The 22,533-nt window shown below is 62.7% G+C and carries 19 protein-coding genes; 9 read left to right on the top strand and 10 right to left on the bottom strand.

The annotated features are described in order from the left end of the window. From AC0L2K_RS15160 to AC0L2K_RS15145, 4 genes are all read left to right on the top strand, one after another. Nucleotides 1-381 (top strand): hypothetical protein, encoded by a 381-nt coding sequence (locus tag AC0L2K_RS15160; RefSeq protein WP_128166553.1) that lies wholly within the window; start codon nucleotides 1-3, stop codon nucleotides 379-381. Next, nucleotides 378-1,001, top strand: coding sequence for a cytochrome c oxidase assembly protein (locus tag AC0L2K_RS15155; protein WP_473531695.1), 624 nt, complete (start codon nucleotides 378-380; stop codon nucleotides 999-1,001). The genes AC0L2K_RS15160 and AC0L2K_RS15155 overlap by 4 nt, the downstream gene beginning before the upstream one ends. Beyond that, complete coding sequence (locus AC0L2K_RS15150) at nucleotides 1,001-2,086, top strand: c-type cytochrome (protein ID WP_473531694.1); 1,086 nt, start codon at nucleotides 1,001-1,003, stop codon at nucleotides 2,084-2,086. Before AC0L2K_RS15155 ends, AC0L2K_RS15150 begins: the two co-directional genes overlap by 1 nt. A 64-nt stretch (nucleotides 2,087-2,150) precedes the next feature. Continuing rightward, complete coding sequence (locus tag AC0L2K_RS15145) at nucleotides 2,151-3,470, top strand: PQQ-dependent sugar dehydrogenase (protein ID WP_473531711.1); 1,320 nt, start codon at nucleotides 2,151-2,153, stop codon at nucleotides 3,468-3,470. A gap of 91 nt (nucleotides 3,471-3,561) precedes the next feature. On the opposite strand, the gene AC0L2K_RS15140 is transcribed toward AC0L2K_RS15145, so the two are convergent. From AC0L2K_RS15140 to AC0L2K_RS15130, 3 genes are all read right to left on the bottom strand, one after another. Beyond that, nucleotides 3,562-4,692, bottom strand: a complete 1,131-nt coding sequence (locus AC0L2K_RS15140) for a GNAT family N-acetyltransferase (RefSeq protein WP_473531693.1) — start codon at nucleotides 4,690-4,692, stop codon at nucleotides 3,562-3,564. Continuing rightward, on the bottom strand, nucleotides 4,689-5,675 hold the full coding sequence (locus tag AC0L2K_RS15135; protein WP_473531692.1) for a sterol desaturase family protein: 987 nt from the start codon (nucleotides 5,673-5,675) through the stop codon (nucleotides 4,689-4,691). Before AC0L2K_RS15135 ends, AC0L2K_RS15140 begins: the two co-directional genes overlap by 4 nt. A 240-nt stretch (nucleotides 5,676-5,915) precedes the next feature. Next, nucleotides 5,916-7,820, bottom strand: a complete 1,905-nt coding sequence (locus AC0L2K_RS15130) for a heparinase II/III family protein (protein ID WP_473522827.1) — start codon at nucleotides 7,818-7,820, stop codon at nucleotides 5,916-5,918. Between the two features lie 116 nt (nucleotides 7,821-7,936). Here AC0L2K_RS15130 and AC0L2K_RS15125 point away from each other — a divergent pair, with 116 nt between their 5' ends. Further along, on the top strand, nucleotides 7,937-9,181 hold the full coding sequence (locus AC0L2K_RS15125; RefSeq protein ID WP_031254412.1) for a glycoside hydrolase family 5 protein: 1,245 nt from the start codon (nucleotides 7,937-7,939) through the stop codon (nucleotides 9,179-9,181). Here AC0L2K_RS15125 and AC0L2K_RS15120 read toward each other — a convergent pair. Continuing rightward, nucleotides 9,175-10,593, bottom strand: a complete 1,419-nt coding sequence (locus AC0L2K_RS15120; RefSeq protein ID WP_473522828.1) for a phenylacetate--CoA ligase family protein — start codon at nucleotides 10,591-10,593, stop codon at nucleotides 9,175-9,177. The two genes, AC0L2K_RS15125 and AC0L2K_RS15120, sit on opposite strands and share 7 nt — an antisense overlap. Next, nucleotides 10,580-11,707, bottom strand: coding sequence for a glycosyltransferase family 4 protein (locus AC0L2K_RS15115; RefSeq protein ID WP_473522829.1), 1,128 nt, complete (start codon nucleotides 11,705-11,707; stop codon nucleotides 10,580-10,582). Before AC0L2K_RS15115 ends, AC0L2K_RS15120 begins: the two co-directional genes overlap by 14 nt. Nucleotides 11,708-11,872: 165 nt before the next feature. Between AC0L2K_RS15115 and AC0L2K_RS15110 the strand changes: the two genes are divergently transcribed. Further along, a complete protein-coding gene (locus tag AC0L2K_RS15110) occupies nucleotides 11,873-13,312 on the top strand; it encodes a lipopolysaccharide biosynthesis protein (RefSeq protein WP_473531691.1) in 1,440 nt (479 codons plus the stop codon). 103 nt (nucleotides 13,313-13,415) lie between these two features. On the opposite strand, the gene AC0L2K_RS15105 is transcribed toward AC0L2K_RS15110, so the two are convergent. Genes AC0L2K_RS15105 through wecB form a run of 3 tightly spaced genes read right to left on the bottom strand, consistent with a single transcriptional unit; the run spans nucleotide 13,416 to nucleotide 16,694 of the window. Continuing rightward, nucleotides 13,416-14,219 (bottom strand): WecB/TagA/CpsF family glycosyltransferase, encoded by an 804-nt coding sequence (locus tag AC0L2K_RS15105; RefSeq protein ID WP_473531690.1) that lies wholly within the window; start codon nucleotides 14,217-14,219, stop codon nucleotides 13,416-13,418. After that, the gene (wecC, locus tag AC0L2K_RS15100) at nucleotides 14,216-15,547 is read right to left on the bottom strand and encodes a UDP-N-acetyl-D-mannosamine dehydrogenase (RefSeq protein ID WP_128173288.1); all 1,332 of its coding nucleotides are present in this window, start codon (nucleotides 15,545-15,547) and stop codon (nucleotides 14,216-14,218) included. The genes AC0L2K_RS15105 and wecC overlap by 4 nt, the downstream gene beginning before the upstream one ends. Beyond that, nucleotides 15,540-16,694 carry a non-hydrolyzing UDP-N-acetylglucosamine 2-epimerase gene (gene wecB, locus AC0L2K_RS15095; protein WP_473522831.1) on the bottom strand — a complete coding sequence of 385 codons (1,155 nt, stop codon included), beginning with the start codon at nucleotides 16,692-16,694 and terminating at the stop codon, nucleotides 15,540-15,542. The genes wecC and wecB overlap by 8 nt, the downstream gene beginning before the upstream one ends. Before the next feature lie 198 nt (nucleotides 16,695-16,892). On the opposite strand from wecB, the gene AC0L2K_RS15090 reads away from it, so the two are divergent. Next, nucleotides 16,893-18,335, top strand: coding sequence for a glucosamine inositolphosphorylceramide transferase family protein (locus tag AC0L2K_RS15090; RefSeq protein ID WP_473522832.1), 1,443 nt, complete (start codon nucleotides 16,893-16,895; stop codon nucleotides 18,333-18,335). A gap of 17 nt (nucleotides 18,336-18,352) precedes the next feature. Here the strand turns inward: AC0L2K_RS15090 and AC0L2K_RS15085 are convergent, their stop codons facing one another. Then, complete coding sequence (locus AC0L2K_RS15085) at nucleotides 18,353-19,660, bottom strand: VpsF family polysaccharide biosynthesis protein (RefSeq protein ID WP_473522833.1); 1,308 nt, start codon at nucleotides 19,658-19,660, stop codon at nucleotides 18,353-18,355. After that, nucleotides 19,657-19,953, bottom strand: coding sequence for a hypothetical protein (locus AC0L2K_RS15080; protein WP_473522834.1), 297 nt, complete (start codon nucleotides 19,951-19,953; stop codon nucleotides 19,657-19,659). The genes AC0L2K_RS15085 and AC0L2K_RS15080 overlap by 4 nt, the downstream gene beginning before the upstream one ends. Between AC0L2K_RS15080 and AC0L2K_RS15075 the strand changes: the two genes are divergently transcribed. Next, on the top strand, nucleotides 19,952-21,397 hold the full coding sequence (locus tag AC0L2K_RS15075) for a GumC family protein (protein ID WP_473531689.1): 1,446 nt from the start codon (nucleotides 19,952-19,954) through the stop codon (nucleotides 21,395-21,397). The two genes, AC0L2K_RS15080 and AC0L2K_RS15075, sit on opposite strands and share 2 nt — an antisense overlap. An 8-nt stretch (nucleotides 21,398-21,405) precedes the next feature. Further along, nucleotides 21,406-22,512: a glycosyltransferase gene (locus AC0L2K_RS15070; RefSeq protein ID WP_128246207.1), complete on the top strand. Its 1,107-nt coding sequence runs from the start codon at nucleotides 21,406-21,408 to the stop codon at nucleotides 22,510-22,512. Nucleotides 22,513-22,533 lie beyond the last annotated feature (21 nt).

The following is a 22,533-nucleotide window of genomic DNA, read 5'->3' as shown; positions in this document are numbered from 1 at the left end:
ATGTGGCTTGTCCCGAAACAGATCGAGACACTGTGGACGCTGTTCACTGCGCCGGTGGTGTGGGCTGCGCATTTCCTTGTTTGCTACATCGGCGCGGCGATCTATTGCGCCAAGCCCGAGCTTGTCGGGCTGAGTTTCAGCGCTGTGCGCGCCGGCATCGCCGCCGCCACCGTGATCGCCCTCTCGCTGATCGCGCTGTCAGCATGGCTCGCCTGGCGGCAATGGGGCTTCGGCACAGACGATCCGCCGCACGACGATCCGACGAGACGCGACCGGACCCTGTTCCAGGGCTTTGCGACGCTGCTGCTCTCGGGTCTCAGCTTCATCGCCGTGATCTTCACCGCGATGCCTGCATTGTTCCTGACGGAGTGTATCCGGTGAGACGCGCCTGCCTCATCCTCGGCATCCTTGTCCTCTTCCTGGTCTGGCTCGGGCCGCTGCTCGATGGCTTGCGGGATTCGTTTTCGGCGCACATGCTGGCGCATATGGGAGTGGTGGCGATCGCCGCGCCGCTGATGGCGATTGGGGTCCCGCTCGGCCCGACACCAGGTGCGAGCCGGGCGTTCACCCTCGCCCTCCCCGCCTCCCTCGTCGAACTCATCGTCGTCTGGTCCTGGCACGCACCGGCCTTGCGGGCTCTGGCGCAAAGCTCGCTGTTTGTCACCGCTGTCGAGCAGGTCACGTTCCTTGCCGCCGGGCTGTTCCTGTGGCTGGCCTGCCTGCCGCGCCGCGGCTCGGACACCACAGGCTATGCCGCCGGCGCCTTCGCCCTGCTTCTGACGTCCATCCACATGACCTTGCTCGGCGCGCTGCTGGCGCTGACCCCGCGGCCGCTTTATGGGACCGGCGAGACAAGCTGCTTCGGCATCGCGCTTTCCGCCCAGCAGGATCAGGAACTTGGCGGCGTCATCATGCTTCTGGTCGGCGCCGCGGTCTACCTGGCCGGCGGCGTGACGCTTTTCGCGCGCATCCTCGCCACACCACCGCGGAAGACGGTCTGATGCATATCAGCTGGAAGAAGCTCGCCATAGCGCTTGCCATTCTGCCCTTCGTCGTGGTGCTGGCGGCCTGGATCGGCTTTTTCAATGTCGGTGCCTCGAGCGGCCACTGGAAGATCACGGAATGGTTCCTCCATTTCGCCATGCGATCGGCTGTGCGCACCTATGCCCTGGCGGTCGACGCTCCAGAGGCTCTGCCGCGCCATGCGATTCAGCCGGCCGCCGGGCATTTCGCACGCGGCTGCGCCATCTGTCACGGCGCGCCGGGCGAGCCGCGATCTCCTGTCGTCATGAGAATGCTGCCGCAGCCGCCTGACCTTGCCGGGGCCGTCGGCGAATGGTCGGACGCGGAGCTTTTTCGTATCGTCAAGCACGGCGTGCGTTTCACCGGCATGCCGGCCTGGCCGACGCAGGAACGCGACGACGAGGTCTGGGCGATGGTCGCCTTGCTGCGCGAACTGCCGTCGCTGGATGAGGCCGCCTATCGCGATCTCGCCTATGGCGAAAGGCTTGCGCCTCCTGCAGGCGCTGCCGAAACCCTGCCGCAAGCGCTGGCGGATTGCGCCCGCTGCCACGGCGAGGACGGTTTTGGACGCGGTCCCGCGATACCCGTTCTGGCCGGGCAGAGCGAGGCGTATCTGCTTGAAAGCCTGCGTGCCTATGCCGAGGAAGGCCGGGCAAGCGGGTTGATGAGCCTGCCCGCCATTGCGGCAGGGCCTCAACTCTGGCCGGACCTGGCCAAGCATTTCGCTGCCCTGCCGGCGATGCACCCCGGCGGCGGCGGCGATCCAGCACTTGTCCGGCGCGGCAAGGAAATCGCCGAGAGCGGCGTCAGGCAGGCCAATGTGCCCGCCTGTCTCGGCTGTCACGGAAGACAGGACCGCAGCCCGCTCTATCCCTCGATCGCCGGCCAGCCGGCGCCCTACATCGAGACGCAGCTTGGGTTGTTCAGGGCGGGAAAGCGTGGCGGAACGCGCTTCGGCCATCTCATGGCAAATGCCGCGAAGGGTCTGACGGACGACGACGTCCGCGCGCTTGCGGCCTACTTCTCCCGATCGGCCGCTGCGTCGGCAACCGCAACGCGATAAGCGCGTTTGCGTTCTTTCGACGTTTTTCGAGGTTCTGGTGAAAAACTTGGCTACCGCCCTTCTCATGCTGATCATTGTTCTCGTAATCGCCGCAGGAGCGATCTTCTTCCTGTCGCGCGAAGAGGCGACCGTTCCGATCGCGGAGACCTATGGCCCCAACCCGACCCTGCCGGAGCCCAATCCGACCTGGCTGCCGACCGTCCATGTCGCCAGGGCCATGCCATGGCCGCAGGGCACCAAGCCGACAGCGGCCCAGGGATTTGCAGTCAACGAATATGCCCGCGGGCTCGACCATCCGCGCTGGCTGTATGTGTTGCCAAACGGCGACGTGCTGGTGGCCGAGAGCAATGCGCCGCCCAGGCCGGAGGAGGGCTTCAGCATACGGCGCTTCTTCGTCAATTTCTTCCAGAGCCAGGCCGGCGCGGGGACGCATAGCGCCAATCGCATCACGCTGCTGCGCGATCAGGACGGCGACGGGGTGGCAGAAACCAGAACCGCCTTTCTCACCGGGCTGTTCTCGCCATTCGGCATGACCCTGCTCAACGGCAAGCTCTACGTCGCCAACGCCAATGCAATTGTGGCCTTTCCCTACCAGGAGGGTGCGACCGAGATCACCGCACCAGCGGAGAAGATCGTCGACCTGCCCGCGGGGAGGAACCACCACTGGACCAAGGACGTGACCGCCTCGCAGGACGGGACGAAGCTCTATGCGACGGTCGGATCCAATTCCAATGTCGGCGAGAACGGCCTGGAGGAAGAAGAGAACCGAGCCGCCGTGCTGGAGATCGATCTCACCTCGAGACAGACGCGTCTCTTCGCCTCCGGCCTGCGCAATCCGAACGGCCTGTCGTGGAACCCGGAAAGCGGTGAGCTCTGGGTCGTCGTCAACGAGCGCGACGAGATCGGCAGCGATCTGGTGCCGGATTACATGACTTCGGTGAAGGATGGCGGCTTCTATGGCTGGCCTTACAGCTATTTTGGCCAGCACGTCGATAATCGCGTCAAGCCGCAGCGGCCCGACCTCGTCGCCCAGGCGATCAAGCCGGACTATGCGCTCGGGGCGCACACGGCTTCATTGGGACTGACCTTCAACACAGGCGACCTGTTCGGTCCTCAATACAGGAATGGCGCTTTCGTCGGGCAGCATGGCTCGTGGAACCGCAGGCCGCACAGCGGCTACAAGGTGATTTTCGTGCCGTTTTCAGGCGGCAGGCCCTCCGGCCCGCCCCAGGACATCCTCACCGGCTTCCTGAGCGAGGACGACAAGGCTTTTGGCCGTCCCGTGGGCGTGGCGATAGACCGGCGCGGCGCCCTGCTGGTGGCGGATGATGTCGGCAACAAGATCTGGCGGGTCGTTCCAGCTCAGACGCAATCGGCACTTTGAGCAGTTCGTGCTGCCGGCGGCCCAGAAGCGATATGGCACCGCTTGCCATTGCCGGTCGGACAGGGCGTTCCGGCGCCGATCAAAGCCGAAATCAAGCTGTCGTTGCCAATCCGCGCCCCCGTGCGTGCCGGACCCTTTGACGCATACGATCGGCAAGGGAAGCGAGCGAGCCTTGCGCCGTGCGCGTCCCAAGGACGGATTGCAGGACAACGCCCTGCGTTGCGAATTTATGCTTGAACGCCTCTGCGCCGCACAGGAAATCGACCGTGCTCAAGCCGTGATCGAACGACCACTGTATGTAGTCCATCATCAGGATCATGCCCGGCGACGCCTGGCTGAAATCCGGATCGAAAGTGGTCACGAACGCCATCATGGTGTGGTGCTGGACGAAGTTGATGGAAACCGCGACCATTGCGCCATCGCATTCAAGTACGAAAATGTGCAGCACGCCGGCACGCGCCAGCGCGTCAACAAGTGCGGCCAGTACCGGCGCTCCCTCTTCGAAAAGTTGCGATTCACGCTTGCGCTCGACCAGCCATCTGCGCTTCAGGGCAGAGAGCCGGTCGAGTACCGGCTGCAGTGGCTCGTCTGGCGCAAGCAGGCGAAATTTCATTTCGCCGGCTTCTTCCAACGTCTTGACGCCGCGCCGATAATTCTGCCGTGTCTTTTTCGACTGCTCCGCGAACCACGCTCCTCCGCTCGCCCACTGTCCGGCGACGCGATAACTGACTTCCTCCCTGTGATTGGGGCGAAGCCTGATCCCGCTGGAGGTATCCGGAGTGACAATTTTGCGGGCCGCCGCACCCGGCAAGAGACGATTGAGAAAGGCAATATCGAAGCCACCGGCGTCACAGATCCGGGCCCATACTCCCTGCAGGGCCGATAACGAGCATTCCGGAGCAACGAGAATATCGCCGTAATCGGTATAGCTGCTGGCCGCCCATTCGAGAAACCGCAGGCCCTTGCGCTTGCGGATCGCCATGGGAACGACAGCAACGAGCCTGTCACCATTCCAGACCAGGCCGATCCGCAGCGCGCGCTGGTCACGGTCAGCTACGGTATTCCACCAGGCCGAAATCCAGGCATGACTCTGAAAGACCAGCCCATCGGTGCGATGCCAGAAATTCATCCAATCGGCTTCGATCGCAGCCAGGCGATCCGCCGAACGGACAACTTCCAGGCGCTCTGCGCTCGAGGCGTCAATCGAAACAATTGTGTTCATTGGGAACGATCCTGTGCGATGGCATCGGGACGCCTCAGGAACAGTCTGCGGAGATGCCCTCCCATCTTCCTGAGCGGCAGGACGTAAAGCCCAAAGAGCGATTGATAGTCGCGCACATCGCGATCTACCAGGCCAAATTTGAGGTCTTCATCCGGATCCGGGACAAACTGCGTCCCGAAGAGGCGATCCCAGAACGAAAACAGCAGGCCAAAATTCTTGTCGTAGTGGCGAGGGTCGATGCTGTGGTGCACCTGGTGCCAGTGCGGACACAAGATGACGTTGTTCAACGGGCCGAAGGAAATCTTGAAATGGGTATGACGAACAAAGTCCATCATCAGGATGTTGCGGATGACATAGACGTTGATGCCGAAGATGGCGATCTCTACCGGATCGAGCGCGATCTGGCTCCAGATGCCGAAGCAGATCCCCGGGATGACGCCATCCCAGATACGGTTCATCAGGTCGTCCAGCGGATGAACCCGATCCTTGGTGATTCCCACCATCACCTCGGCCGAATGATGCACTTTGTGCAATTCCCACAGGAACGGGAAGTGGTGCTGGGCGACATGGTAGAGATAGTACGAAATGTCGTAGGCGATCAGCATGGTTGCGGTGAAGATGACGATCGTCACCGGTCCGGCCGGGCCGTTGATGAGCGGCGCCTCGATATCAAGCAGCCAGCCGATTGCGTGGTGCGTCCAATAGCCGACGGCGGCAACGAAGGTGGCGCCGGCAGGGATGAGCAGGAATGGCATTATCGCCCGTTTGGTGACCCAAAATAGGACATCCGCTCGCGCCGACGGGTGCAGGATGACTTCCGCCGGGAAAGCGAAATCGAAAAAGTCCCTGAGGGATTTATGCTCGACAGTCCGCCAGTAAGCGACCACCGCGCTCCCCAGTGCCGTGAAAAGCAGGAGGCCGAGCGTCACCAGATCGACGTTCGAAAGCTTTTCCACAATCAATCCGGCGAATTCAGAAAACATCGGTGCGGTGGCTCCTGGGCCGTAAAATGGCCGTCCGGCGAATTGCGAGCAAGAAACTTGCCAAACCCACTGCATGTGCCGGCAACCAAATGGCTATTGCGGCTGCAACAAGCAAAAGCATGCCGGATTTGCGCCAGACTAGCAGTTCAACCGTAACAAAACGCTAAAAGTTCGAAAGCAATTAATCTCGAACATGGCCGAAACACCGGAGAGGCCGCTCTGCTGCAGCGCCGGTCGCTATCATAGCGGCCGGCGGATTGCCGCGAGGTGTATCTCAATTCCGTCTTCGCCCACTTCGCCACGCCAGGCGACGCGTTCGGCCGGCTGCCTGACGCCAAAACGCGGTGAAACCCAGCCGCCCTGCCCCGGTGCGTCGCCGCCGGCACGGATGTCGACCGCAGCGTCCGGAAAGCGCATGGCTATCAGCGGCTCATCGCCGCGCTGCACCGTGACCGTATTTTCGTCCCGGTCAGTGCCGAGGCCGGCTGCGAGTTGAAAGACGATTTCGGCCACACGCCTGCCGCCGAGCAGTTGGTCGCTCACGACGATGCCGTCGGCCCGGTGCGTCACGGTGCGCTGATGCACGACGCCGAAGCGGCTTTTATACCCGTCATGGCGGGCGCGCAGCTTCCAGTGCGTTCCCGGCTCGCTCTCCACCAACTCCGCAATCGCCTTGTGCGACCAGTTGAACATCCCGGCGATGATGCTTTGGCTTTTGCCCTCGATATTCAGCGTGTTATGCGCCGGTGTCGAGCGAAACCAGTTGCGCCAGACGCCTCCCGAACCGTAGAGCCAGGTGCCGGGATCGACCAGCACCGGCTCGCCATCGATGCACAAGGTGAGCGACAGCGCGTCGGCATGGCCGTGAGCCGCTATCGAGAGATAGCCGAGCGGGCCGTGGTCGAATGTCAGATCGATGCTGCGGCCGTTCATCTCGCCGCGCCAGACCGAGAGCCCGCCCTGCGTGAACGTTTGCAGCCCACGCGACACCGGTGCCGGCTCCAACGGCGTGCCAAAGACAAGCGCCCGAAAATCGTCGGGTCCCGCTGCCTTGCCCGGCATCTGTAGAAAGCCATGGATGGCGGCGGCGACGGATCGGAGATAGTCCGGCTCGTCCCCGAGCGTCAGCACGCGACCTTCGTCATTGTCGCCAAAGCCGGCGGCTGGTGGCAGCCAGGCGACGAAATTGGCAAAAGCGGCCAGGCGCGCTTCGACGGGCGAGGCAAACGGCGTTCCGGCCTGGCGTGCCGCAGCGGCGCACAGCAAGATGAGTTCGGCGGTGAAGGCCGCGTATGTCGGGGTCTGCTCGGCACCGGCGCCATCGGCGAGAATCTGCTTGCCCGCCTCAGCCTGGAGGGCGCCGCGTGCAGCGTCGGCTGCAGCCCCCAACGCCAGGCCGATCAGATACTCGCCAGCCAGTTCTGCGACGAGATGATTGTTGGCGGAGGAAAACCGGGAGGGGAACCGCGGCAGCCAATAGGCGCTTGCCGCCAGTATTTCGCCCACTTGCTGCCGTGTCGCCGCGCCCAGTCGGTCGCCGACGAGGTCCATGGTGACAATCAGGCTGATGGCCCGCAGCGCGACTTCGATGCCGGAGGCCCAGCCAACCCCCCGAAACGGCGGGTTGGCTGAATGCCAGCTGTCGATCGCCGCCTGTATGGCCCTCCGGGACTGGTCGTCGCCGGCGAGAAGCAGGTGGGCGGCCAGTGGCGGCAACCGCTGCAGCCGGTTGATCTCCCACACGTATTTTACATCGCCGCGGCCGCCGCCATGGCGAAAATCGATATCGAAAGTATGGGCCTCGGCACCCGGCCAAAGCCTGCCGGTCACCGGATCAAGGCGCCAAAGCTCGGGAGGAAACAGCCGATAGGGATCGCGCCGCGGCCATGTCCGCCCAAGTGCGGAAAACTCGCCGCCAAGCGTGTTTTGCGCCGCCGCCGCTATGGCTTGCCGTTGTGCCGGTGTCGCAGCCAGCACAGCATCGCGCAATCCACGCAGCACCGGATGCAACCGGGGCGAAGCATAACGCTGCCAGCCGCCGTCGCGGCGGCGCGAAGCGATCCTTCGACGCTGCTCGCCCAGCCGGTGCAACACCTCAGCCGGCTCCATGCTGCGCAACCGGTTAATGTACCAGCCGATTCTCATACCGCCCCGCCAGGGTTTCGATTCTTGTATACCATGCTGTCGAAAAGCCGAGCGACCGCAATCCTCTTTTCCGATCCTGCGGTTAATATCTCCAACCATGAAACGGAAGAGTGGCGATGAGAAGGACGGCGTTTGTTGCAGCGTGGATGCTCGGCATGGCGATAGCCGCCAGCGCTGCGCCGATCCCGCTGCAGCGCGGCGTTGGCGTGCATGAATGGCTCAACTGGTCGCCGGTGGAGGAGGATGGATCCTACCGTTGGCCGCCCTATCGCAGCGAGCAGGAGTGGCGCGCTGGACATAGGCCGCTCACCGATTGGCCCGGCGACGCGTTTACGCACATTCGGTCGATGGGCTTCGACTTCGTCCGGCTGAGTGTCGACCCCGGCCCTCTGCTTGCCAGCCGGGGCGCCAAGCGCCAGCAGGCGCTCGACATACTTGCCGCCGCGGTCGAGCGGGTCACGTCGGCCGGCCTCAAGGTGGTTTTCGACCTGCACGGCGTCACCCAGGTTCCGGCCTACAGCATGGAGATGATCTATGACGGCGCCGACAGCGAAGGCGTTGCCAGCTATCGCGAAATGGTTGTGGCGGTCGCCGCCATGCTGACCAGGGTTGGCACCGACAAGGTAGCCCTCGAGCCTTACAACGAGCCGGCATACTACCCCTGTGATTCGAGCGGCAGCGATGACTGGCAGCGGATCATGGCAGACACGGTCCGCGCTATTCGCGCAGTCAGCAGTGAACTCACCATCGTCGCAACAGGCGCCTGTGGCGGCAGCATTGCCGGACTGGTCAATCTCGCCCCCGGCTTTGACGATCCGAACCTCTACTACAGCTTCCATATGTACGAGCCGCACAGTTTCACCCACCAGCGGTCTGACGGGACAGGCGCTTTCGCCTCGGGGCTGCCCTGGCCGGCCGACAGCAGCACGCCCGAAAAGGTGACCGAAACCCTTAAGGCCCGGATGGACGCCGCCGGCTTGAGCCCGGTCGAGCAGGTGATGAACATGGTCGCGGGGCGTGAAGCAATCGCCCGGTATTTCGAGCAGAATTGGGGGCCGAGCCAACTCGAGGCGAGCTTCCGTCAAGCGGTCGACTGGGCCGAGGCGCATGGCATTCCAGGCCGGCGGCTGTTCATGGGCGAATTCGGCGTCATCCTCATGTCTGCGGACGGCCGCATGGGCGCGTTCGACGCTGACCGTCTGCGCTATCTCGAGGCGGTGCGCCAGCAGGCGGAACGCTTCGCGATACCTTGGTCTGTCTGGGAATTCGCCAATCCGCATGGGATGTCGCTGATCCTCCCCGACGGACCGCCCGTAGCCGATGCCGGACTGGTGCGAGCGCTGGGTCTTGCGTCTCAGTAACGCGACATGTCGAGCTGCTGGTTGATGAGCGCCCGCTTGCCGCCCCGCCCGGCGGCAATGCGGTCCACCGCTTTCAGGCAAAACCGGATACGACCGTTTGTGCGGTTGACCAACGTCTCGACGAGTCGCGCGGCGCAGGCAGGTGCCGCCCCGGCGGTCGGGATATAGCGAATCAATGCCTCGCCGGGCTGGTCCTGGTAGAATTGCAGCTCCTCTATGCCGTCGAAGAATCCGGGACCGTCGGGCACCAGGTGCGTCGTCACCACCCGGCCGCCGTCGGCGGTCACCAGATAGTCGACGTTTCGGCGCGGCATGACAGCCTCGACTCTAAGCCGCTGGCCGTTTGCCTCATTCGGCAATTCCACCAACCGGGCAGAGTCGCCAGTATCGTAGCGGATGAAAGGCATGCCGGTCGACAGGAAGCCAGTGCCGACGAGCCTTCCCTCCTTGCCTGTCTCCGTTACCGGCTCGCCCGCCGCATCGACCAATTCGGCGAGGCCGTAGAGAGGATTGAACGCGTAGCTGCCGGGGGCTCCGGGCGTTTCTTCGGCGAACAGCACCTTTTCGCTGAGTCCATAGAAGCAGGACAGCGGTACGCTGCCAAGAACGCTTCGGATGATCTCCCGTTGATGGGGATGGACTGTCTCCGAGATCATCATCATGCCCTTGACGGGCCGTTTTGGTACTCGGTCAAGCACGCGCATATGCCGGCAAAACAGCTCTATGGCCGAGGGATAGCCATAAAAATACGTGATGCCCCGTGCGTCGATCAGGTCGAGATAGGCATCGGCGTCGTCGACCGTCATTGGAAAGACAGAGAGCCTTAGCTCGCTAAGTGCCGGGTCCCATTCATGCAGTCGCTTGCCGGTGGCATCGAGGCTGAACCCGCGGAAGCAGACGCGCGCCGTGTCTTCATCATAACCGATCCGCGACCAGACGTGGTAGACGAACGCCATCTCGCGGGCGCTCCGATCCTTGTCGAGATAGAAGCGAAATGGCTTGTCGGTGCTGGAGCCGTTGCCGGCGGCCTCATCCAGTTGGGCAATCGGCACCGCCAACGCTGCAGTTCCAGCCGTCCGCAGGATGTCCTTGGACAGGACCGGGAGGCGGCGCAGGTCGGCAAGTCCCAGCCTCGACAGATCGAAGCCAGGACCGAGGGCCTGGTCGATCGACTCGCGATAGAACGGACTGCCGGCATGGGCTTTCTGCAACAGCGCGCGCAGCGCGGCCAGATGAAATTGCCCGGCATAGACAGGATCCTCGGCGGCCATGGCGATCCGGCTCCGCCATGACCGATAGGTCGCACCAAATTTCACCCGCGTTGGCGCCAGCGCCAGCATGGGCGCCAGCAGCCGCCTGACCGCTGGCGGGCTTCGCACATAGGCACCGCGCGCTACGTCAAGAAAATTCATGATTTTGCTCCGGCCTGCCGTTTGCCGCCTCATGCCACACACGGCATATCGATGCCGCAAACGATGAAAGCTCAAGCCGTTCCCGGTGCACCGCCATGGCAGCCGAGCCAAGACGGGCGCGCAACGCCGTGTCGTCAACCAGTTCTGTCAGTGCCTCGGTCAGCGCCGCCACATCGCCGGGCGGCACCAGCAACCCGGTTTTCTTGTGCACGATGATGTCCTCTACCGCGCCGACAGGCGTGGTGACCACCGCGAGGCCGGAGGCCATTCCCTCGATGACCGAGACCGGGAGGTTTTCGGCGAATGAGGGGAGCGCCAGAATGTCGGCCGAAGCGATCAGTGATGCAACCTCGTTCGGACCCACCCAGCCTGGAAAGGCAATACATCCGGCAAGCCCCAGTCCGGCCGATCTTGCCCGTACGGCCTCGACGTCACCATCGCCGGCGATTGTGGCGCGCCACTGCTTGACAGGCTTCATGCGATGCAGTGCGTCCAACAATTGCGGCACGCCCTTGCGGTCGCCGATACGGCCCAGGAATAGGATGTGAACGCTATCTCCACCACCGACATGGGCCAGGGACGGCACTTCGGTAGCATTGGGCACAATCACTATGTTCGCGGCCGCGCCTGGCGCCCGTGCAGTGACGAAGTCGCGCCAGATACGGCCCAGAACCACGATCCGATCGGCATGCTCGAACATATGCCGGATGCGGCGGCTCATGAAGCTGCGCTTTTCCTTCCAGAACGTCTGGTATTGAGCTCCATGCAAATGCAACACATAGGGGATGCCGAGCAATCGCGCGCACCTCGCGATGACCATCTTGCGGTAGGTACTGCCAAAGCTCGATACGTTGATGTGAACGACGTCGGCACGGCCGGCAATACGCGCGACCAACATCCGAAGGCAAAAGCCAATCATGTAGAAGACCGACAGCGCGACCGAGCCTGAACCGCGACTGGGAAGGAAGCGCGCCTCGATCTTTCCGTCTCCCTGCCGTTGGAGTTCGCGGTCGAGCGCCGCCATGATGCGGTCGATGCCCCCCTGCCCCGACACACCCGACGGGGTCGCGACCAGGACATGTATTTTTCGATCGAGTAAGAGACTCTGCAGCATGGTATTCTCGATAGCACGGACCGCGTAACCACAAAGCAAACGTTCCCGGTAAGTTTACGGCAAATCTTTTAGTTCAAACTGAATCTGTTCACCCTTCGCCGCTGTCGCGCTGGATTTTCCGCCGGTCGACGGTTAGTCGAGGCGGAATTTTCCGGGGACAACCCTTTGCTGCTGCGCTCCACGCTCATCTATGCCCCGGCGATCCTGCTGACGCGGATTTCCGCGCTGCTCCTGCTGGTCATCGTGACGCGGTTGATCGACCAGACCGAGTATGGGCTGCTGACCCTGGTGGTGACCGTCGGCGAAATGACCGACATTGCGGTCACCAACTGGCTGCGCATCGCTTTGCTCAGGCTTGGCGGAAAAGGCGACGTCAGCCGCGGCAGCCTGATGCTGGCCGGGCGGGTGTTGCTTGCCAGCACGGCGCTGGCGCTGATCATATCCGTGATCGCCTCTGCAGTGATCGTGCCGGAGCGCTGGGTCGAGTTCGCGATCGCCGTCTGCAGCTACCTGATCGCCGGTTCCATCGGCCGCTACGCGTTGACGGTGCTGCAGATGCAGCAGCGTCATTCGGTCTATTCGATGCTCGAGTTCCTGCGCGCCGTGCTGCAGCTCGCGCTGCCGATCGGCGCCATCGTCATGTTTCAAGATTCCTTTCTGACGGTATCGCTCGGCTCGAGCCTTGGTGTTTTGGTCGCCGGCATCGTGGCGGGCATCATGGCATCCCGACGCGTCGTTGCCGGTCCGCCACGCTTCACCCAAAAGGAGTTCTTCGTCCTCGGCGTGCCCCTGGTCATCATGGCGCTGGTGGGCTTCGGCCTGCACAGCGCCGAGCGTGTGTTCCTCAAGATCTATTACGATGCCGGCGCAGTGGCGATCTTCGCTGCAGCCTATGCACTGGCCCGCCAGCCGATCGATATGGTCGCCAATTCCATCAACATGGGCGCCTTTCCCGAGGTGGTCAGTCGGTTCGACGACGACGGGCCTGCGGCATCGGGCCGGCTGCTGTCGCAATTGATGGCCTTGATGATGCGCCTTTGCCTGCCGGTTGCAGCGATGCTGGTCGCACTCAGCAGCGATATCACGCAGCTCCTGCTGCCCGCCGAGTATCACGGCCGTTTCGGCCTGCTCTTTCCGATCATCGCCTTCAGTGTGCTGTGTGCCAATCTCGCCAGCTTCGTCTATGGCACCGTGGTGCACGCGCACAAGCGGCCATGGCTGCTGATCATCGCCAATTCCTTCGGCTCGGTGGCGACAGTCGCATTGTCCGTGCTGTTGATCCCGCCGATGGCGGAGGTCGGCGCTGCTTTGGCGCTGGCGGGCGGATCGCTGGCAGGCCTTTTAGCCTGCATCATCATCAGCGAACGGCTGACGCCGGTGCCGGTGCCATGGCGCGACATCGGCATGTCGGTCGTCATCTCGCTCAGCACCGGGCTGGCCGCCAGCCTTGCCAGCGCTCTGCTCGGCAATATGCCGGCCATCTTCTCGCTCGTTGCCGGCGGTGCCGCTGGCGCAGTGGTTTTCTTCGGGCTGACCTGGCTGTTTTATCCCGCCGCCGCGATGCAATTCGTAGCCAAGCTGAGGGCGCGGCTGCGGCTCGCATAGGCCGCAACGGCATTTGCCGAATTGTCGTTCCATAGTCCAGGAAAAAGCGGCTCCGACTTCGGACTGATGCAGCAGCCCAGGGTCGGCGCCCTGGTAAAGCTATTTATGGATCGACCTTCCGGCGTCCCCGACGGCCCCATAACTCCCCGCACAGCAGTGCCGCGTAGGCGGTGTTGGTGTCATAGTAGCGGCGCCACAAGCGTCGCGGCTCCTGTGCCACGCGAAACAACCACTCCAGACCGGCCGCTTGAACCAGTTTTGGCGCCCGCGCAACCTTGCCGCCATAGACATCGAAACTGCCGCCCACGCCCATGACGAAACTCGGGGTGAGTTCGTCACGATAGCGCTTGATAAAGCGCTCCTTGCGCGGCGTCGGCATCGCCACCAACAGGCAGTTGGCCCCCGAGGCGTTGATCGCCTCGACGATGCCGGCCTCGTCTTCCGGCTTGAAATAGCCATTGCGCATGCCGGCGACGACGAGACCCGGATGATCCTTGGCAAGTCGCATTCCAAGGGCATCGAGAACGGATTGTTCGGCGCCCAGGAGGAAGGGCCTGAAGCCACGCTTCGCGCAGAGGCTCAGCAGATTGATCATGATGTCGACGCCGGCCACCCGCTCCGGCAGCGCGACGCCGCAAAGACGCGCCCCCCAAAGCACGCCGATGCCGTCGACGTTGATCACATCCGCCGTCGCGACATCCTCCCGCAGCTCGCTATTGTTGCGCATGTTCACAAGCTTGGCGACATTCACCACCACATGATGCAGCGGCCGCCGCAGGGTCATCGCCTCATCGGCGATGGCCAGTGTCTCGGCCATGGTCAGCGCATGGATCGGCGCGCCGAGGAATTCCCGGCGCCGCGATGCCAACAGGCGATGCTGCGCCCAGGCTGGGTCGTGCGCGTTCATGCGGCCTCCTCTGCACTTGCAGCAAGCGCCTCGAGCGCTGATTTCTTGCCTTCGATGCGGGCGTCGGGCTTGCGTGCCTTGCGCCAGGTCCACAAACCCCTGGTGTCGATGAGCTTCTTGTCCTTGAGCGCTTCGGGATCAACCAGATTGAACTGCCGATGGTCGACCAGCAGGACGACGATATCGCACTGGTCGATGGCGGAAAGCGCATCGGTGAAGACGATGCCCTTGCCCTCGAGCTCATGCGGCAGCCTGCGTGCGTTGGGTTCAGCCGCAATGATCTTCAGGTTGGGGATATCCGACAAAAGCTTCACCACCTCGACAGCCGGGCTCTCGCGCATATCGTCGATATTGGGTTTGAAGCTGAGGCCAAGGCAAGCGATCGTCTGCTTGCGGGATGGGTCGAGCAAGGCTTGTATATCCCTGACCACCGACAACGGACGCTCGGAATTGATCCGGCGTGCCGAAGCCATCAGCCGCGTGCTGTTGGGCGCGGCATCGATGATAAAATACGGATCGACGGCAATGCAGTGGCCGCCGACGCCCGGGCTCGGCTGCAGGATGTTCACGCGGGGGTGCCGGTTGGCGAGATCGATCACCTCCCAGACGTTGAGCGACAGATCCTGGCACACCGCCGCAAGCTCGTTGGCAAAAGCGATGTTGACGTCGCGGAACGCGTTTTCGGTCAGCTTCACCAGTTCCGCGCTTTCGGCCTGGGTCGTGAACAGGTCGCCGGCAACAAAGGTTGAATAGAGTGCCGCGGTGCGTTCCGACGACTTGCGCGACAGTCCGCCGATCGAGCGATCGTTGTTGATCAGCTCGGTTAGGACCTTTCCCGGCAACACCCGCTCGGGCGAGTAGGCGACCAGGACATCGGCCTGTTCGCCATGCGCGAGAGGAAATTTGAGATCGGGCCGCAACTCGGCAAGCAGTCCGGTCATGATGCGCGTCGTGCCGACCGGCGATGTCGATTCCAGCACCACAAGGTCTCCCCGCTTCAGCACCGAGGCGATGCTTCGTGCCGCCGCGAGCACATAGCTCACGTCAGGCTTGTGGTCCTCGGTCATCGGGGTCGGCACGGCGATGACAAAGGCGTCCGCCGGCTGCGGCGTGCTGAAAGCCCTGAGCTTGCCGTTGGCTACAACCTTCTGGATCAGACCGTCGAGGTCCGGCTCGACGATGTGGATCTCGCCGCGATTGACCTTCTCGACCACCGCTTCGTTGACGTCGACGCCGATGACGTCGAGCCCGCGACTGGCGAAGATGGCACAGGTCGGCAGGCCGATATAGCCCATGCCGATAACGGAAACGGTCTTGATCTCAGCCATGATGCAGCAGTTCCTCAACGATCCGGTTACTGGCCCGGCCATCGCCATAGGGGTTGTGTCGTTCCGCCATGCCGCGATAGGCCGCCTGGTCGTCGAGCAGGCTGTTGGCATTCAACAGGATCTTTTGGATATCGGTGCCGACGAGACGGGCGGTGCCCGCCGCGATCCCCTCGGGCCGCTCGGTATTCTCACGCATCACCAGCACCGGCTTGCCGAGCGAAGGCGCTTCTTCCTGCACGCCGCCGCTATCGGTCAGCACCAGATAGCTCTGCTTTTGGAGGAACAGGAACGGCAGATAGTCCTGCGGGTCGACCAGGTGGATGTTCGGCACGCCGCCCAGTTCTGCGTTCACCACCGAGCGCACATTGGGGTTGGGATGGACCGGATAGACGATCTGCACGTCCTCGCGCATTGCCAGCCCCTTCAGCGCCGTGCAGATACGATGGATGCCGCCGTCGAAATTCTCACGACGATGACCGGTGACGAGCACCATTTTCTTGGCCGGATCGAGGAACGGGAAACCGGCGGCGAGTTTTGCGCTCATCAGACTGTCGGCGTCGATCGCGCCGGAAAAATGCAACAGCGTGTCTATCACCGTGTTGCCGGTCACGAAGATGGTGCTCGCAGCCTTTCCTTCGGCGATGAGATTGTCGCGCGCCTGGATGGTCGGCGCGAAATGCCAGGTCGCGATATCGCCGGCAATCTTGCGGTTCAGTTCCTCTGGAAACGGAGAGTTGATATTGTGGCTGCGCAATCCGGCCTCGATATGGGCGACCGGGATGCGCTTGTAGAAGGCAGCCAAAGCCGCAGTCATCGCCGTGGTCGTGTCGCCTTGCACGAGGACGATATCAGGCTTCGCCTGCTCCAGCACTTCGGCCATGCCCAGCAGCACGCGCGAGGTCACGTCGAACAATGTCTGGCCGGGCTGCATGATGTTGAGATCATGATGCACCGGTAGGCCGGTCAGTTCGATGACCTGGTCGACCATCTCGCGATGCTGGCCGGTGATGCATGTCTCGGTGATGAAACCTGGATGGGCAAGCGCGGCACGCACCACCGGAAAGCATTTGAGCGCCTCAGGCCTTGTGCCGAACACGATCAGCAGTTTTTGCCTGGACGGCAGTTTTGGAGGTGAAAGGATGTTCATTGCTGATCCTGGTCGCCAGAAGGCGTCGCGACCTGCCGATTATTCGCCACGAGCTATAATAGCGGCAGAAGCCGCCTCCGTGACCTTAAATCTTAATATATGATTAACAGCCAAGCCCACGTTCGCCCCGGTAACTCTTATGAAAGCCTGAACCGATAGGTATCCTGGCAGAGTAGTCTTGAAAAAGAATATATTCGATTGACTAATATTTTAATTATCGGCCACACGGTCGGATCTCGGCGCTGGGAAAATGCGCTTCTGGTGCGGTTGAGCGCAGGCGGTCACGTGGTTTCGAGCGGCCGCGCGCCGACGCCTGCGCCGATCGCACGCGGCCTGGATAATGTGCTGGCGATCGAGAGCCGGCGCTTCGGTCCCTCATTGGCAAGCCGCTCCGAGCCGTTGCCGTCTGGCGGTTCTGGTCCGGCCGAACTCGTGGTCGATCTTACCGGCACTTTCGCACGGCGAGGCACGCCGGTTCTGACGCTCGAATTTTGCGGGCGCAGCAGCTTCCCTGCCGGTGTGGCCGAGACGCTGGCGAGCGGGCGATTGCCCGAACTTGCCGTGCGCCTCGACGGCGTCACAGTCGCCCGGGGCCGACCGATGCTCGGCGACCGGCTCTGGCTGTCTCGCAGCTGCAATGACCTGCTCGCTGGGGCCATCTCGCTGGTTGCGCAAAGCGTCGCCCGTTTTGCCGCGGGCGAACTTGCGCCAATTGCCGATAGTCCGGCGCCGATGCTGAGGAACGCCGGTTTTGTCCGGCACTATCTGCCCTTTTTCTGCCGCGGGTTGCTCGATCGCGTCGTGCAAAAACTCAGGCTTGGACGGCGTCCCTTCTATTGGCAGGTTGCCTATCGGCTGATCGACGGGCCAGGTGTCGCCGAAACCGGGCAGCTCGACGGTAAGCCGTTCACCGTCCTGCCGGACGATGGCCAGCGATTCTATGCCGATCCGTTCGTCCTCGAGCGGGATGGCCGCCACTATCTGTTTGTCGAGGAATTTCCCTACGCTACGGGTCGCGGCGTGATTTCTGTCGCCGAACTGGGTGACGACGGCAGCTTCGGCGTGCCGAGAGTGGTGCTGGAGGAAAAGCACCACCTGTCGTATCCGCAGGTGTTCGCACAGGCCGGCGAGATTTTCATGATTCCTGAAAGTGCGGCGGCGCGCGAGCTTGTGCTCTACCGCGCCGCGCAGTTTCCAGATCGCTGGGTACGCGACACCGTGCTGTTGACGGACAAGGATTTCAATGACGCCACGCTGCTCGAATCGGACGGCCGCTTCTGGCTGTTGGGGACGGAGCGGTTCGGTTATGGCAGCGCGTCGGACACGATGGCGGTCTATTCCGCGCCCTCGCTGCGCGGGCCGTGGGTTGCGCACGCGTTCAATCCCATCGCCGTCGATCACTCGGCCGCTCGGCCCGGCGGCGCCTTTATCCGCCACGGTGACGCCCTGGTGCTGCCGGTGCAAAACGGCTCGAGAGCCTATGGCGGCGGTCTCGGGTTGATGCGGCTGGACCGGCTTGACGAACTAGATGTCCGTTTTGCGCCGCCCCGGCCGATCGGTCCGGGGCCGGCATGGGCCCGCGCGGGCATTCACACGCTCAACCGCGCGGGCAATCTCGAGGTTGTGGATAGCGCCGGCTGACGCGTCTGCAGTCTGCGCTATCCAGGCCGATCCAGTGTCGGCTCGGATGCCGCCGCGGCCGACAGTATGCTCCCCTGCCGGTTTCGAAACGGATCGTTTCTATAGGCAAGCAGCAACACCACGATAATGGTGATCTCCGGCGATTTTGACGAGAGCGCGTTGTTCGACAGCGCAGCAAGTAGGAACGTCATGGTGCCGATCCATGCCGGCAGCGGCGCCCCGCGCAACAACCGGAAAATGAACCAGAACACCAGCCCGATGAAGAGCACGGCTATCGGCAAGCCGAACAGCATGATGATGACCACCGGCGCGCTCTCGATATAGGGTAGATGCAACTTCTCGTTGACGATTGCCAAGAGGTCGTCGACGTTCATGCCGAACAGGATGTCTTTCCAGCTGACCAGTCCGAACACCTGGTAGATCGTCACCCGCGCCATGAAGTTTTCGTCAAAGATCGTGTTGCCGAATCGGTTCAGCAGCCCGCCCGAAAACAGTATGGCCACCAGCACTGCGCCGCCCGCCACGGCGAACAGCAGCACGACAGACTTGGCCTGCCGCTGATGCTTGAGCGACAGGCGCGGCCAGGGCACGAACATCAGCAGGATGAGGGTTTCTGCGGCAGCGAGCAACAGGGCGGCGCGGGCGCCTGATGCAGCACAGCCGACGAGCAATACGAAGATCGCCAGCACCCGCACCCATATGCGCCAGTTCGTCAGCGGTACGAACCCGATGACTGTGGCGCAGAGCGCGCCCAGGGCCAGCGGGTGCGCCGATAGGCCGATCGGCCTGAACTGCAGTTCGTTGAGACCGTAGGGCAGAAATCGATGTTGAGTCACCGCTTCGATCGTGCCCATCACAGCGCTGAGGACCACCATCCCAAGCACGAGGTCGCCCAAGGCACGCCGCACTTGCGCGTTCAGGGCCAGCATCAACAGGCCTGCGGCGCCCGCCACAAGATAGGTATCGATGATAAACCCGGATGAGCCGGCACGGCCGGTGATGAACAGATACGGCACCAGCGCAAAAATCACCGCAGAATATAGCAGCAGAGCCTTGAATATTCCAATTTCGTCGCCCTGCAGCAGAAATGGTCGGCTGAAAAGGACGATAGGAAGCAGCAGGAAGATAGCATAGGTGCCGACATGCAGTTTCTCGTAGAACGAACCGCCGTCGGCGGTATAGTCGACGACCATGTTCATGATCTGCGGTGAGACCGTGAAGCGGAGCAGGAACGCCAACGCAGCGCACAGGAAAAACAGAAGCGACAGCGCGTTCTGACGGCGCGCCTGGCTGGATCGTTCCGATACGGCAGCTGGATAGCTCATGGCCGATCCAAGTGAAAGTATTCAAACGGCATTCTGGCCAACGAGATCCATTCAACGGACCGCTGAACGGGCGCGGTGCGTGACTCGGCAAAATATGCCAACTTGAAAAATGACATGTTAACGATCTTTCTGTAGTGCTGGTCCGCGTAGCGAATAACCAGAGTTAGCACCATGTCCGCCGCTTCCGGCACAACCCCTCCCTCTGCAGCGGGTTCCGACGTCAGCGCGTTCGAGCGGATCGCCAATGCGCGGCGGGCCAGCAGGGCAAGGCTGCAACAGGATGCTCCGGTCATGGCACGGCCCTCCGCCCCTGTCACTCCGCCCACGCCCGAGCCTGTCCCGACGGTGACGCTCGACAAGATCGGCGATTTCCTCGAGCTCGATTTTCGACGCCTTTTTGTCTGGCTGCGTGCCGGGCTCGTCCTGGCATTGATGCTGGCGGTGGCCGGCGGCGTCATCGGCGCCGCCTACGGATTGCTGAGCAAACAGCGTTATACCGTCACGACGGAAATCCTCATCAATCCTGCCAATTTGCAGGTTGTGGAAAACGATGTCTACTCGCAACCGGGCCAGGTCGACAGCCAAATACTGAACGCGCGCAGCAAGCAGCGCATCTTGACCTCCGGCAACGTGCTTGCACGTGTGGTGGACGAACTCGGTCTCGCCAACGATCCGGAGTTTTTCGATCCGGACCAGACCGCTTCCACCTCTGGTGCTGCAGTGAGTGGCGGCAAGTCCGATCCGAAGCTTGTCGCCCAGAAAAGCCTGGCGCAGCGGGTCAGCGTCGCTGCAGATGAAACCTCGTTCGTCACAACCCTCGCGGTATCGGCAGAAACCACCGGCAAGGCGATCCTGATCTCGCAAGCCATGGTGAAGGCTTTCCAGGAAGAACTGGCCACGGCCGAAGCTGCTGGCGCCGGCCGTGCCGCAGCTGCTCTTGAGGGCCGGCTCGGCCAACTCAAGCGCGACGTGCAGGCAGCCGAAGAGAAGGTCGAGAGCTACAGGCGCAGCCACGATTTGTCGGCCAGCAATGGCCAGCTTGTCAGTTCGCAGACGATGACGCAGCTCAATAGCGAAATTGGCGAGGCGCAATCGCGCGTCATCGCGGCGCAGGCAAGTTACGACGCCTTGGTTGCTTCCGGTGTCAATGGGGCCAATCCTGACCCCGCGGTTTCGGCAGCACTCTCAGTGCTGCGCGACAAGGCGAATGGCTTGCGGCAGCAGATCGATTCTCAGTCCATGACCTTTGGTCCGCGCCACCCGACGATCGTCCGGCTCAGGACAGAATTCGAAACCGTCAGTTCTCAACTCAGGGCGGAGTTCTCCCGCACGGTCGGCACGGCAAAAGCCAACCTGGACAAGGCCAACGCCTCGTTGGCTTCTCTCACCGCCAGGATGAACGCTCTGAAGAACAACGTTTTCACCGACAGCGAGTCCCAGGTCGCCCTGCGTGAGCTTGAACGCGACGCCGCCTCGAGAAGGGCGGTCTATGAAAGCTTCCTGTCTCGCGCGCGCCAAATCACCGAGCGCGAGCAGATCGACACCACCAATGTGCAGGTGATTTCCACCGCCGTGCCGCCACCGGGTCGCTCGTGGCCGCCCCGCACCCCTGTGACGGCAGGCCTGGGAGCTTTCGCCGGCTTTGCTCTGGGCATGCTGCTGGCCATTGCCATGGGTATCGTTCGCGACATGCGCCAGCCGCCGAACCGATCAGGCATCGGCGTCAGCCGAGCCTGAATCCAGGCATGGCGAAGCGCATTGTCTTTCACATCGCCAGTCTCAGGGGCGGCGGCGCCGAGCGTGTCTTCGTCCTCATTGCAAATGAATTGGCATCGCGTGGGCACGATGTCACCCTTTTTACCTGGAACGCGCAAGGACCCAACGCCGCGCTGCGCTCCCCCGCCGTGCATCTGGTCGATTTCGACCTTCCCATCCAGGGCGAGGGTTACGGCAAGTGGGAGACGCTGAAAGGCATCGTGCGAAGCGCAGGTTTGTTCAGCCGCCTTGCTCCGCATGCGGTCTACAGCGCCCCGGAATTTGCCAATCTGGTCGTGGCGCTGGCGCTTCTCCTGGCGCGAAGCCGGGCGCGGTTCTTTCCAAGCTTCCACGCAGCCGCCTCACTGCCTTCCAGCAGCCTCGGCGCGAGAATAGCGGTCTGGCTTTCCGCGCTGGTTGCAGCGCGCGCAACCAAAGCCATCGCCGTCTCAGCGGGTGTCGGCCGCGACCTTGCGGCCCGCGGCTTTCCCAAATCCAAGATTGTCGTCATCAACAATCCGCTGCCGCCGGTTGCGGCGCTCCAGCAGGATCCCCATGCATGGCAGCCACAGCTGGCGAGGATGGGCGATGGCCCGGTCATCGCCACCGCCGGGCGCCTGGTGCCGGTCAAGGACCATCGGACCTTGCTGCGGGCTTTCGCTATCCTGCGCGCCGGCCGCCGCGCTCGACTTGTCATCTTCGGCGAAGGCCCGCTGGCTGCCGAGTTGCGCGCCTATGCCGAGGAAACCGGTATCGGCGCGGACGTGCTCTTTGCTGGCTACGTCAACGACCCAGCCGCCTGTTATGCCGCAGCCGATCTGTTCGTGCTTTCCTCGACGAGCGAAGGCTTTGGCAATGTGCTGGTCGAGGCCATGGCTGCGGGCGTCCCGGTAGTCTCCACGGATGCGCCACATGGCCCGCGCGAGATTCTCGGTGACGGTCGTTTCGGCGCCCTGGTGCCGGTCGGCAATGCCGCGGCTATGGCAAAGGCGATTGCTGATATGCTGGACAACCCCACTTCTGCCACCACCCTGAAAAGCAGGGCAGCGGATTTCGAAGTTGAAAAGATCGGGGATCTGTACGAAGCGCTGCTCTAATGCATGTCGCCCAAAAGTGCG

The sequence above is a fragment of the Mesorhizobium sp. WSM4817 genome, assembly GCF_055811135.1.
The sequence above is the reverse complement of the archived record's forward strand: the minus strand, read 5'-3'. Positions and strand labels throughout refer to the sequence as shown.

Excerpts from the sequence above, each read along its gene's own strand:
- AC0L2K_RS15160 (WP_128166553.1), top strand. The coding sequence starts at position 1 with ATGTGGCTTGTCCCGAAACAGATCGAGACACTGTGGACGCTGTTCACT.
- AC0L2K_RS15150 (WP_473531694.1), top strand. The coding sequence starts at position 1,001 with ATGCATATCAGCTGGAAGAAGCTCGCCATAGCGCTTGCCATTCTGCCC.
- AC0L2K_RS15145 (WP_473531711.1), top strand. The coding sequence starts at position 2,151 with ATGCTGATCATTGTTCTCGTAATCGCCGCAGGAGCGATCTTCTTCCTG.
- AC0L2K_RS15140 (WP_473531693.1), bottom strand. The coding sequence starts at position 4,692 with ATGAACACAATTGTTTCGATTGACGCCTCGAGCGCAGAGCGCCTGGAA.
- AC0L2K_RS15135 (WP_473531692.1), bottom strand. The coding sequence starts at position 5,675 with ATGTTTTCTGAATTCGCCGGATTGATTGTGGAAAAGCTTTCGAACGTC.
- AC0L2K_RS15130 (WP_473522827.1), bottom strand. The coding sequence starts at position 7,820 with ATGAGAATCGGCTGGTACATTAACCGGTTGCGCAGCATGGAGCCGGCT.
- AC0L2K_RS15125 (WP_031254412.1), top strand. The coding sequence starts at position 7,937 with ATGAGAAGGACGGCGTTTGTTGCAGCGTGGATGCTCGGCATGGCGATA.
- AC0L2K_RS15120 (WP_473522828.1), bottom strand. The coding sequence starts at position 10,593 with ATGAATTTTCTTGACGTAGCGCGCGGTGCCTATGTGCGAAGCCCGCCA.
- AC0L2K_RS15115 (WP_473522829.1), bottom strand. The coding sequence starts at position 11,707 with ATGCTGCAGAGTCTCTTACTCGATCGAAAAATACATGTCCTGGTCGCG.
- AC0L2K_RS15105 (WP_473531690.1), bottom strand. The coding sequence starts at position 14,219 with ATGAACGCGCACGACCCAGCCTGGGCGCAGCATCGCCTGTTGGCATCG.
- wecC (WP_128173288.1), bottom strand. The coding sequence starts at position 15,547 with ATGGCTGAGATCAAGACCGTTTCCGTTATCGGCATGGGCTATATCGGC.
- wecB (WP_473522831.1), bottom strand. The coding sequence starts at position 16,694 with ATGAACATCCTTTCACCTCCAAAACTGCCGTCCAGGCAAAAACTGCTG.
- AC0L2K_RS15085 (WP_473522833.1), bottom strand. The coding sequence starts at position 19,660 with ATGAGCTATCCAGCTGCCGTATCGGAACGATCCAGCCAGGCGCGCCGT.
- AC0L2K_RS15075 (WP_473531689.1), top strand. The coding sequence starts at position 19,952 with ATGGCACGGCCCTCCGCCCCTGTCACTCCGCCCACGCCCGAGCCTGTC.
- AC0L2K_RS15080 (WP_473522834.1), bottom strand. The coding sequence starts at position 19,953 with ATGACCGGAGCATCCTGTTGCAGCCTTGCCCTGCTGGCCCGCCGCGCA.
- AC0L2K_RS15070 (WP_128246207.1), top strand. The coding sequence starts at position 21,406 with ATGGCGAAGCGCATTGTCTTTCACATCGCCAGTCTCAGGGGCGGCGGC.